8 protein-coding genes are annotated in these 11738 nt (G+C 67.5%); 3 read left to right on the top strand and 5 right to left on the bottom strand.

Annotation, left to right across the window (positions count from 1 at the left end):
* On the bottom strand, positions 1 to 2693 hold a 2693-nt coding region (locus tag Q0Z66_RS07575), incomplete at its 3' end, for a DEAD/DEAH box helicase (protein ID WP_298039737.1).
* Between the two features lie 353 nt (positions 2694 to 3046).
* On the opposite strand from Q0Z66_RS07575, the gene Q0Z66_RS07570 reads away from it, so the two are divergent.
* Complete coding sequence (locus Q0Z66_RS07570; protein ID WP_298039734.1) at positions 3047 to 5527, top strand: hypothetical protein; 2481 nt, start codon at positions 3047 to 3049, stop codon at positions 5525 to 5527.
* Positions 5528 to 5601: 74 nt separating this feature from the next.
* On the opposite strand, the gene Q0Z66_RS07565 is transcribed toward Q0Z66_RS07570, so the two are convergent.
* Together Q0Z66_RS07565 and Q0Z66_RS07560 are read right to left on the bottom strand one after the other, a co-directional pair.
* Positions 5602 to 7209 carry a hypothetical protein gene (locus Q0Z66_RS07565; protein WP_298039731.1) on the bottom strand — a complete coding sequence of 536 codons (1608 nt, stop codon included), beginning with the start codon at positions 7207 to 7209 and terminating at the stop codon, positions 5602 to 5604.
* A gap of 312 nt (positions 7210 to 7521) precedes the next feature.
* Entirely contained in the window at positions 7522 to 8883 is a 1362-nt protein-coding gene (locus tag Q0Z66_RS07560; RefSeq protein WP_298039729.1) for a hypothetical protein, read from the bottom strand.
* Between the two features lie 270 nt (positions 8884 to 9153).
* Between Q0Z66_RS07560 and Q0Z66_RS07555 the strand changes: the two genes are divergently transcribed.
* Positions 9154 to 9420 (top strand): hypothetical protein, encoded by a 267-nt coding sequence (locus Q0Z66_RS07555; RefSeq protein WP_298039727.1) that lies wholly within the window; start codon positions 9154 to 9156, stop codon positions 9418 to 9420.
* 8 nt (positions 9421 to 9428) lie between these two features.
* Here Q0Z66_RS07555 and Q0Z66_RS07550 read toward each other — a convergent pair whose 3' ends face one another.
* Positions 9429 to 10082, bottom strand: coding sequence for an alpha/beta fold hydrolase (locus tag Q0Z66_RS07550; RefSeq protein ID WP_298039724.1), 654 nt, complete (start codon positions 10080 to 10082; stop codon positions 9429 to 9431).
* 44 nt (positions 10083 to 10126) lie between these two features.
* Here Q0Z66_RS07550 and Q0Z66_RS07545 point away from each other — a divergent pair, with 44 nt between their 5' ends.
* A complete protein-coding gene (locus Q0Z66_RS07545) occupies positions 10127 to 10726 on the top strand; it encodes a DUF4916 domain-containing protein (RefSeq protein WP_298039722.1) in 600 nt (199 codons plus the stop codon).
* Between the two features lie 156 nt (positions 10727 to 10882).
* Here the strand turns inward: Q0Z66_RS07545 and Q0Z66_RS07540 are convergent, their stop codons facing one another.
* Entirely contained in the window at positions 10883 to 11620 is a 738-nt protein-coding gene (locus Q0Z66_RS07540; RefSeq protein WP_298039719.1) for a glucose 1-dehydrogenase, read from the bottom strand.
* Positions 11621 to 11738 lie beyond the last annotated feature (118 nt).

The raw sequence follows: 11738 nt of genomic DNA, 5'->3' as shown, positions 1-11738 counted from the left end.
TCGCTGAGCAACGCGGGATCGACCGACAGCGCGGCGGCACGACGCTCGGCGAGCGGCGAATCGCCCTCGTACATGAATGCGCCGACATACCCGAAGAGCAGATCACGGGCATAGGGCGAGGGCTGCGCGGGTTCGGTCTCGATCAGACGAACGGTGCGGTCGGCGATCGCGGTCGTGAGACGCCGCAGCGAGGGCAGATCGTAGACGTCCTGCAGCACTTCGCGCAGGGTCTCGAGGATCACGGGGAACGTCGGGTGGCGCCGGGCGACTTCGAGCAGCTGGGCCGACCGCTGACGCTGTTGCCACAGGGGCGTGCGCTTGTTCGGGTTCATCCGCGGCATGAGCAGGGCGCGCGCCGCGCATTCGCGGAAGCGGGAGGCGAAGAGCGCGGAGCCGCCGACCTCGGTCGTGACGAGGTTCTCCATCTCATCGGCATCGAAGACGAACAGGTCGGCGCCGGGAGGTTCGGCATCGGCATCCGGCACCCGTACGATGATGCCGTCATCGCTCGCGACCGCGGAGCTCTCGACGCCGAGCCGCTCGCGCACCCGCGCATTGATCGCCAGCGCCCACGGCGCGTGCACCTTCATCCCGTAGGGGGAATGCAGGATCACCCGCCAGTCGCCGACCTCATCGCGGCCGCGCTCGACCGTGAGCGTCCGGTCGGTGGGCAGGGTTCCGGTCGCTTCGCGCTGTTCGCGCAGGTGCGCGAGGAGGTTCGCGCGCGCCTGCTCATCGAGCCCGGCGTCGATCAGTCTCTGCGCAGCTTTCTCGGGGGTAGCCGCGGCGACTTCGCGGGAGAAGCGGCCGAGGGCCTCGCCGAGCTCATAGGGGCGGCCGAGGCCGTCGCCGTGCCAGAAGGGGAGCTTGCCGGGCTGGCCGTAGGCGGGAAGGACATTGACCCGGTCGTGCGTGATCTCGGCGATGCGCCAGCTCGTCGTCCCGAGCGTGAAGACATCTCCCACGCGCGACTCGTAGACCATCTCCTCATCGAGCTCGCCCACGCGGCGCCCCGCTCCCTCGCCCGCGACGAAGACTCCGAAGAGTCCGCGGTCGGGGATCGTGCCGCCGCTGGTCACCGCGATCCGCTGCGCTCCCGGCCGCCCGGTGAGCGTGCCGGCATCGCGATCCCAGACCAGACGCGGGCGGAGCTCGGCGAACTCGTCCGAGGGGAACCGGCCGGCCAGCAGGTCGAGCGTCGCCTCATATGCCGAGCGCGGAAGGGACTGGAACGGCGCCGACCGTCGCACCGTCTCGAACCAGCCCTCAACCGTTATCGGCGCAAGGGCGCAGGCGGCGACCGTCTGCTGGGCGAGGATATCGAGCGGATTGCGCGGCACGGCGATCGCCTCGATCTTGCCCGCCAGCATCCGCTCCGTCACGATCGCGGTGTGCAGCACATCGCCGCGGTGCTTCGGGAAGAGCGCCGCCCGGCTGACCTCGCCGACCTGGTGTCCGGCGCGGCCGACGCGCTGCAGGCCGGATGCCGCGGAGGAGGGGGCCTCGACCTGGATGACGAGGTCGACGGCGCCCATATCGATGCCGAGCTCGAGGCTGCTCGTCGCGACGACGCACCGCAGCACGCCGCTCTTGAGCTCCTCCTCGACGAGCGCGCGCTGCTCCTTGGAGACAGACCCGTGGTGCGCTTTCGCCAGCACCGGGTCGGCGCCCGAAGTCGATCCGGCCTGCGCCATCATCGCGGCCGGCAGGGCAGAAACATCCGGTGCACTGCCGCCGAGGCGTTCGACGTAGATCTCGTTCAAGCGCCCCGTGAGACGTTCGGCGAGGCGCCGCGAATTGGCGAACACGATGGTCGAGGTGTTCTCGAGGATGCGGTCGACGATCGCCTCTTCGACGTGCGGCCAGACCGACCCGGTCACCTCGGTGTACTCGGCCTGCTCATCACCGGGCGTCGGGGCACCGGGAGGCGGTGGCGGATTCGTCATGTCATCGATCGGCACGGTGACGGAGAGCTCGAACGTCTTCGAGGCGCGCGGGGCGACGATCTCGACGGGGGAGGAACCGCCGAGAAAACGCGCGACCTCATCGATCGGACGCACCGTCGCAGACAGGCCGATGCGCTGCGCGGGCGCGGCCTCGGGGTTCGCGATGCGACGCAGGGCATCGAGTCGTTCGAGGCTCACTGCAAGGTGCGCACCGCGCTTCGTCGCCGCGACCGCATGGATCTCATCGATGATGACCGTGTGCACATCGCGCAGGGTGTCGCCCGCGCGGCTCGTCAGCATCAGATAGAGCGACTCGGGGGTCGTGATGAGGATGTCGGGCGGGGCGGTGACCAGTTTCCTGCGATCTGACGAGCTCGTGTCGCCGGAACGCACCCCCACCGTCACTCCGGGAACCTCGAGCCCCAGTCGGCGGGCGGACTGCCCGATTCCGACGAGGGGCGAGCGCAGGTTGCGCTCGACATCGACGCCGAGGGCCTTCAACGGCGAGATGTAGAGGATGCGGGTTCCGGTGCTCTCGGGCGCAGCCGACTTCTCCCGGAACACCCGGTCGATGGCCCAGAGGAACGCGGAGAGAGTCTTGCCCGACCCGGTCGGGGCGACGACGAGCGCATGCTTATCGGCCGATATCGCCGTCCATGCGCCGGCCTGCGCGGCGGTCGGCGCCTCGAACGCCCCGCGGAACCAATCACGGGTCGCCGCGGTGAACCGGTCGAGAACGTCGCTCACCCCTCCATCATCCTGCCTGCCACCGACATCGGGCCCGGAACACGACGGTGACGCTTCGGCCAGATGGCGACGACCGCGCGGCGCCGTGCGGATGATCCAGGGGCGAATCCCAGCGCGATCGAGGAACGAGCTGGCGTTTCGCAGCGAAAGCTCACGTCATCTTCGACCTGGTTGCGTCCCTTCGCGGCATTCAGGTGGTATACAGGTTGAGCAACAATCGACGTACTTGGGGGGAACCAAGAATGACTGACTCGACCGACGGTGGGCATCAGCCCGAGGCAAACTCTGCGCCGCCCGTGCCGCCCGTTCCACTTGTGCCACCTGTGCCGCCCGTTCCGCCTGCGCCGGATGCCGTGACCGTGCCGCCTCAGACCGCTCCGGGTGTTCCCACGCCCCCGGCCGGAACGATCCCGCCCGTCCCCACGCCCCCGGACCCGCGGACGCCGATGTCCCCCGTGCTCAAAGCTCAGCTGCTGCGTGCGCTGAGCACCGTGGGCATCGCGATCGCCGGCACGATCGTCTCCGGCATCCTGCTCGTGCTGCTCCTGACCGGGCTCGGCACCGATGCGCTCGACTTCATGAACCTGCCGGTCTCGGCTGAGGCTCTCGGCGGGGTCGGGAACGCTCTTCTCCTCGCGATCACCCTCGGTGGTTCCGTGTTCTCCGGAGAACTGCGGCTCGTGCTCTCCGGGGACGGGATGCTCGGCGGCAGCGCCGGCGGCTCCCTCTGGATGTTCCCGCTCACCCTGACCGCCGGCGTTCTCGTGCTCACCGTGTGGTGGAGCGTCCGGCAGGAGCGCATCGCGCCCCTGCGCGGCGTCCGCGACCGTGCGCTCTTCAGCGCCGGCACCGGACTGGCGACGGGACTGGTCGCACTCGTGCTGTCGCTGATTTTCGCCGTCCGGATGGACCTCGGCGCCGGAATGCGGCTCACGGTGACCTCCGCCGGTGTGCGCGAGGTCCTCATGGCGACCATCCTCATCGGGGCGGCATCCCTGATCGGCCGCATGATCGGCGCGCACGCGGGGGCAAGCGAGAACTGGCTGGGCGCGACGCGGCGCGCTGTTTCCGCTCTCCCACGATTCGCGCGGGAGTCTCTCGCATACACCGGCGGTCTCATCGTCGTATTCGGTGCGCTCACACTGATCGGTGCGGCCATCTGGCTCTGGGACGGACTCGGCATCGGGGCTATTCCCGTCGCGATCCTCGGACTCCTGAACATCGTGCCGATGTCGATCGTGATCGGGCACCTCGGCGGCATCACGCTGCAGAGCGGCGACGGGTCCTACGGGCTCGCCGTCACAGGTACCGTATTCACGATGCAGAACGCCTGGCTCTGGGTGGCGGTCATCGCTGCCGTACTGTTCTCGGTCGTCGCAGCCCTCTGGCTGGGCGCCCGTCGCGCTCGCCGCAGCGGCATCGACCTCGTCGGGGCGTGGAAACTTCCGCTGACGGTGCTGATCGGATGGGTCGTGCTCGGCCTGTTCTTCGTCGGTGCATCCGTGTCCGCGAGCGGATCGCTGGGCTTCTTCGGCGGCTCCTTCGGCGGCGGCCTCGCGCTCGCGCTGTGGACGCCCCTCGTCATGCTTCTCTGGGCGATCGTGATCGAGTTCGGGGCGCAGGTGCTCCCCGCCATCGCCTACGGTCTGTCGCCGCAACTCTTCGGCACGGTGGCGGGTCGTGCGGCGGTCGAACGGTGGGCGCTGGGCACTGCCGAGCAGATGCCGCCTGTTGCCGGTCCGGTCGCTCAGAACTTCGCGCAGGGAGAGCCCGCGGCAGATGCCGACGGCGCGATTGCCGCGCCCGGGGCGGTGACTGCCGCGGCGCCTGAGCCGCTGGCGCCGCCCGCGCCGATGAGCCCGAAGACCAAGAAGACCTTGATCGGCGTCGGCATCGGCATCGGAGCGGTCGTCGTCCTCGGCGTGGGCGGTACGGTCGCGGTATCGATTGTGAATGGTACGCGCACGGCTGAGAGCGTCGCTCACGCCTATTTGTCGCACATCGCCGATGGTCACGCCGAGGCGGCCAACGAGCTCGTCGACCCGGAGGTGTCGAATTCCTTGCGTGGGTGGTTGACGGATGATGTGCTGGGATCCGCCACCGAGCGGATCAGCGACATCGCCGTGCAGAAGCCGGTCGAGTACGGCGCCGATCAGGTGATGATCGAGGTCTCCTACAAGCTCGACGGGGTCACGCAACAAGCATCTTTGACGGCGCAGAAGGGCGAGCCCGAATTGCTCGTCCTCGACACCTGGGAGATCGTCTCTCCGCTCGTCTCATCCGTCTACATCTCCGCTCAGGGCCCGGGAGATGCCTCTCTGGGCGGGCTCGCCCTCGACCTCGATGGCGACAGCGGATACGCAGAGGCAGAGCTCGTTTTGTATCCGGCGATCTATCAGCTCGAAGCATCCGAACCGGACCTCTTCGACCTCGCGGACTCCTCGCTGCAGGTTCTCGCACAGTCGCAGTCATCGGAACAGCTCGCTTTCGTGGCGACGCCGAAGCTCGTCGAGATGGTGCAGCAGCAGGTCGACGCGCTCGTGGACGACTGCGCCGCGCAGGGTGTCGCCGATCCCGACGACTGCCCTCTGAGCGCTTGGGTGTATCCCTCTGACACCCCTGTCGTCTGGGAGATCGTCTCCTATCCGACGGTCGAGGTCTCGGACGACGGCGCCGGTTTCTCCGCCAGCGACGGCGAGGGCACCGTGTCGTACACGCGCACGCTGTTCGGCGACTCGGAGGACCACACCGAGCAGTCCAGCATCGATTTCTCCGGCGAGATCATCGTCACCGATGGCGAGGTGACGATCGAGTACGGTTCGTGGTACTGGTGACCTGAGCGGGAACCCACGGATCACGACGACGGCCGCCCTCTCGAAAGAGGACGGCCGTCGTCATCTCGGGGGCGTCAGGCGCGCCGGCGGGCACCGCGCACGACAAGCAGGATGCTGCCGCCGAGCAGTAGCGCGAAAGCACCGCCGAGCAGAGCGATCGGCGTTTCTGTGCCGGTCACCGCGAGGTCACCGTTCGTCGCCGCCAAGGCCGAGGGCGTCGCTGTGGGCGTCGCGGTGGGCGCGGGTGCGGAAGCCGAGTCGTCGGATGCTGCGGGAGCGTCGATTTCCGTCGAGGCGTCGCCGTCGGCCTCATCCTTTTCCGGGGTGGAACCGTCGATGGGTGAGAGATCCACATCGGGGGTGGTGTCAGAGAGGTCGGGGCGTTCGGTCTCTTCCTGGTCGGTGTTATCCGGCTCGTCGGTGTTGCCGTCGACGTTATCGTTCGTGTCGTCGTTCGTGTCCGGTGCGGAGATGCCTTCGTTGGCGAGGTCGGTCGGGTCCTCCTGCGTGGGGACTGTGGGCGCCGGGGTCGGCTCCGTGGTGGGTTCCGCGACCGGCGGGGTGACGGAGACCTTCGCGCTCGCCTCGAAGGATTCCTCGTCCCAGAGCATGTAGACCTGGCAGGCCTTGTCCAGGCCGCTGTTCGTCGTGTCGCTCTGAACGAAGTGGGTGCCGGCGCCGGTACGGCTGAGCGTCACCGTGTGCGAGCCCTGCTCTGCCGTCTCCGTGCACAGGGCGATCTCGGTCGTCGTTCCGGTTGTTCCTGACACGATCAGCACGCCATCGGTGAATGCGGCGGTGTCCGTGGAATCGGCGCAGAGGGAGACGGGGAGGGTGCTGTCGACGGCGATCGGCACGCCGATCACGTTCGTGGTGACGTTCCAACGGAGTTCGTCGCCGTCACGTGCCTGATCGTTCTGAGGGGTCACGGTGGTCGTCGCCGACATCGCGGCTCCGCGAGCGGTGAGAACGTCGATGTCGGAGCCGGTCATGCTGACGCTCGCGCAGTAGAAGCCGCCGTCGGTGACGCACCAGATCATGTTCTGCAGGGTGTCGCGCTGGTTGCTCGTGCCGTCTGCCCGTCCGGTCAGGGTTCCGAACCGCGTTGCGACGGAGTATCCCTGGGTGATGAGGGCGCGGGTAGCGTCCACCTGGTCTTCGCTGAGGTGGTCGGGCGCAACATGCTCCGGGAAGGAGACGCGCTTTCCGTCCTGGCCGAGGTATCCGCCGGGGAGCACATCGTTGCAGGAGTGCAGATCGGCGTTGGTGCAGAAGACCCAGGTAGAAACGGGGCCGCCGCTGGTCGGGTCGAACCGCACCGCGCACATGGGCGGGGTGGAGTCGGAGCCGTTGGTCCGCTGCTCCTGACCCGTGCGGTCGTACAGCGGGACGACCTGGCCGGCGTTATAAGCAGTGAGACGCGCGCCCTTGACCTGGGTCAGGTCGGTGTAGCCATTCGGTGCGCTGGTCGACTTCTTCGGGTTCTGGCTGGTCTGACCGGCGCACAGGTCTGCGGTGAACGGTGCAGATGCCGTAGCGGGGGCGACAGCAGCGGGCGCATCTGCGGCGTGGGCAGTCGTGCCCGTCATCGTGGTGATGGCGAGGGAAGCTGCGACGATGACGAACGTCGCGATGATGGCGCCGATCCTCGAGGATCGGGCGAAAAGGGCGCGCGAAGGCATGGGGCAAAGCTCCGGGGGGGGGAGAGGGGATCATCCTCGTGTGCTCGAGTGAGCGCGGTCAGATCTACCGGACGAGCGATGCAGGGGCGCGAGGGAACACGCCCGGGATTGATCATATGGAGTCGGATCCTGAGCCGGAGCTGTGGGAAGGTTGCGCGTTTGCTGGGAGCGCTCTCTCCCGGGCTCAGATCATTGATTTTCCGGGCGTCTCGGCGCTGACGGAGAGCAGCGCAGTCGGGCCGACGGAACAGAAAAGTGCGGCCGGCCTCACAGGGTGAGACCGGCCGCACCGGGTGATCGTGTTAAACGATGTCAGCTCTGAGCGCGAGCCTTCCGGGCGAGCACCAGGCCCGCGCCGCCGAGAAGCATGATCAGCGCGATGCCGAGTGCAGCAACGGGCAGATCAGAACCGGTCGTGGCCAGCGCGGCCGCATCCGCGCTCTCATCGTCGGAGACGTTCGTCGCGCCACCGTTCTCGATCTCGCCGTTCTCGCGGTCGTTGCCGCCGAGATCGGTCTCGTCGTTCGGTTCCTCGTCGTTCGGTTCCTCGTCACCCGCGGGCTCTTCGAGGACGGTGATCGAGGCAGCATCGTTGAACCCTTCGGCCTCGTACAAGCCGAAGACCTGGCAGTCGCGGTCAAGGCGACCGTCGTTCTCGCTCTGAACGAAGCGCGCTCCCAGTCCGTCGCGGTCGATCGTGAGCTGATATGTTCCCGCTTCCGTCGCAGTACTGCACAACGAGACCGTGACGGTGGTGTCGGCGTCGCCCGTAACCGTGAGCAGGTTTCCTTCGAGCGTCGCACCGGGCGCCGAATCCGCGCAGATAGTCACCGAAGAGTCGGCGGAGATCGCCATCGGCGAGTTGAGGGTATTCGTGCTGACGTTCCAGCGCAACTGGTCGCCGACAGCGAAATCGCTTGAAGGAGCCTCGATGGTCACAGCAGCGGTCAATTCGGCACCGCGAGCAGCGAGTTCATCGATGTCTTCCTCAGTGAGAACAGGGAAATAGCAGGGACCGCCGCCATCGCTGACGCACCAGATCATGTTCTGCAGAGTTTCCCGTTCACTTGCTGAACCATCAGAACGCCCCGTGATCGTTCCGCTGATGGGATCTGCGACTGTGTAACCTTCAGCAGTCAATGCCTTGATCGCAAGCTGCTGGCGCTCGTCCAGATGGTCGGGTTGCACGTCAGACGGGAACGGGATTTCAACGGTGGTTGTGGTCGTGACCGGGCTGTTGTCGCTGTTCAACTCCTGAACGAGCTGGTTATTGCCGTTGGTTCCACCGCAGGTATGAAGCTCAAGGTTGGTGCAGAACATCCAGACGCTGACTGGGCTGCCGGTCGTCGCATCGAAGTAGACGGTGCAGAGCGGAGGCTTGGCATCCCCTTGGGGCGTTCCTGTCGCATCGTAAAGCGGGACGATCGCGCCTGCGTTGTAGGCGTCCAGCCGAGGGCCAGATACTTCTAGTGTCTTAGCCGCAACGGGGTTGCTCGTCTCACCCGCGCACAACTCGGCGGTGAACGGGGTCGCCGGCTCGACGGGCGCAGCTGCCTCAGCCGCCGGGGCGGTGATGATGCCGGCGACGAGCGCGCTTGCCGCGAGGGCGAACGCGGCAAGCGCCGCGCCGGCGCGGCGCATGGCCGGATGTATGGATTCTGAGCGCGTGGACACGCGTCTCCTCCTTCGATCGGGGATGTGGTTCAGGGAATCGCGCACCGTCGCGCTGGGACTCTTGCAAATCGTGCAACGGAGCGCACAGAGGAAGAGACGCCACTCATAGTCGTTCATTACGCGAAGCATGAAATCTTCATGCTTCCCGGGAGCGTCGGCGTCAGTTTAGGACACGAATCTCCAACCCGACGATGCAAGCTTCCGGTGAATGGAAGTTCATCCGCAACTTCATCCGTTCGCAGCGACACGCCGATCCCGTACCGTGGAGGCATGGCCGATCACGACATGAGCAGCGGCGAGGCGCGCCAGCGTGCCACGTGGGGGATCGGCATCGCACTCGGAATGGTCGCCGGCGTCGCGACGGGCTCAGCGCTCGACAACATGGGGCTGGGCATCGCGATCGGCATCGCCGTCGGCCTGGCCGCGGCGATCGGGATCATGCAGATCGGTCGCCGGCGGCGCCCCAATGCGCCAGAGGATGCTCCTGATGCGCCTTCCGCGGACGGCGGCGGCGCCGGGCCTGACGAGCGGCCCTGACCGCAGGCTCATTCGCCCGCGGCATCCTTCCACTTCTCGAGGAAGACTCGCACATCGAGGAGTTCGTCTTCGGAGATGCTGTGCGTGAGCCCCGGATACACCCGCCCGACGAGGTCGGAGTGATCCGGCAGCCACTGGGCCGTGTGATCGACGAGTGGCGGCGGGATCACATCGTCATGGGTGCCGCGGCCCCAGAAGATCGACGGGCGCAGCTCCTGCAGCGCCGCATCGTGGGGGAGTTCTCCGGGTGACGCATAGCCGCTCAAGGCGACCACCGCCCCGAAGCGTTCGGGTGCGAGGCGCAGCGCCTGCAGGGCGACGGCCGCTCCCTGTGAGAAGCCGAGCAGCGCGACCGAAGACGCATCGGCAGCCGCGGCGTCCAGCCATGCGAGGAAAGCGCGCCCGGCACGGGTGACGCCCTCGGGATCACGTCCGTTCAATCCTTCGATCGGATACCACGACCGGCCCGGCGCCGGCCACGGCGGCGCGAGGGGAGCGGCGACCGACGCCACGGCGATGCCCTCGGGGAGATAGGGCACGAGCCCGAACAGGTCGTGCTCGTCGGCACCGTAGCCGTGCAGCAGCACGAGCAGGGGCAGTCCGTCTCGCGCGCCGGTGCTCCAGCGCGTGGCATCCGCATCGATCGTCAAGGAATCGCTCACGGCCCCATCCTGCCACCGGGCTCCGACACTGGTAGAAAAGAGGCATGGCGGTGCGCACACCTGATCCCGAACCCGAGGGCGGAGACGACGAGCTCCCCGAGTTCGGCGAGCTGCCCGCCGACGCGAGCAATCCCGGATGGCTGAGCGAGTTCGAGCTCGCCGAAGCCCGACGGCGCCTGCCCATGCTCTACGTCGAGGCGATCCCCGTGCGCACGGATGGTGCCGGACAGGTCACCGAGATCGGCGTCCTGCTGCGCTCGACCCCCGTGGGGGAGATGACCCGCACGATCGTGTCGGGGCGCGTGCGCTTCGGCGAGACGGTGCGCGATGCGCTGTTCCGGCACATCGAGAACGACCTCGGGCCCATGGCCTTCCCGTTGCTGCCGCCGCAGCCGCTGCCCTTCACCGTGGCCGAGTACTTCCCGCTGCCGGGCGTCAGCGCCTATCACGACGAGCGGCAGCACGCCGTCTCGCTCGCTTTCGTCGTGCCGGTCACCGGCACATGCGAGCCGCGTCAGGACGCCCTCGAGGTCACCTGGTTCACGCCCGAGGCCGCGGCATCCGATGATGTCGCCGCCGAGATGGAGGGCGGCCGCGGCACTCTCATCCGCCACGCTCTGGCGAGTCTGGGCCTGCTGCGCTGACGCACGGGTCCGATATCACCGGGCATCCGTTCTGCGTCGCCGACACGTGTCGGTGGAAAAGACGGATGTCTGCCGAAACGGGCCGTTTCGGCAGACAACCGTCGGAATGGCTGACAGGTGTCGGACACGTGCGCGCCCGAGAAGTCAGGACCGGGGTCAGCCGGCGGTGACTCCACCATCGGCGACGAATTCCGCACCGGTCGCGAAGCTCGCGTCGTCGCTGGCGACGAAGGTGATGAGCGCCGCGATCTCCTCCGGGCGTCCGAGGCGTCCCATCGGGGTGCCCGCGATGAGCATGTCGCGGTCGGTCTCGCCGAGGATCGGGGTGTCGATGAAGCCCGGGTGAACCGAGTTGACCCGCACGCCCTCCTTGGCCCAGCCGAGCGCGGTCGTCTTGGTGAGCAGGCGCACGGCGCCCTTGGCGGCGTGGTAGGCGGGGCTGACCCCGGATCCGACGATGCCGTACATCGAGCTGGTGTTGACGACCGAGCCGTGTCCGCTCTTCTTCAGGGCCTCGGCTGCGGCCTTCATGCCGAGGAAGACGCTCGTCTGGGTGACGGCGACGACCTTGTCCCAGGTGGCGAGCGAGGTGACCTCGATCGGTTCGTTGTCGCCGATGCCGGCGTTGTTGATGAGCACGTCCAGACCGCCGAAGGTCTCGATGGTCTTCGCGACGGCGGCGTCCCATCCGGCTTCGCTCGTGACGTCGAGGTGGATGAACAGCGCGGTGCCTCCGGCCTTCTCGATCTCGCCGACGACCTGAGCGCCGAGGTCGTCCTGGACGTCGGCGATCACGACCGATCCGCCCTCGGAAGCGATGCGCAGAGCCGTGGCCCTGCCGATTCCGCTGGCGCCGCCGGTAACGAGTGCTGTGCGGCCTTCGAAACGAGTCATGTTCTCCTCTTTCCTCGGTGGGTCGCCCCAGCATCCGCTGAGGGCTGTCCTCGAGTCAACAGGAAATCCGGGATTTACATTCCCATGCATGTTTCGGATGCTGTCGCCAACGCCCGCG

This window comes from uncultured Microbacterium sp. (genome assembly GCF_947632095.1).
GTDB lineage: Bacteria > Actinomycetota > Actinomycetes > Actinomycetales > Microbacteriaceae > Microbacterium.
The sequence above is the reverse complement of the archived record's forward strand: the minus strand, read 5'-3'. Positions and strand labels throughout refer to the sequence as shown.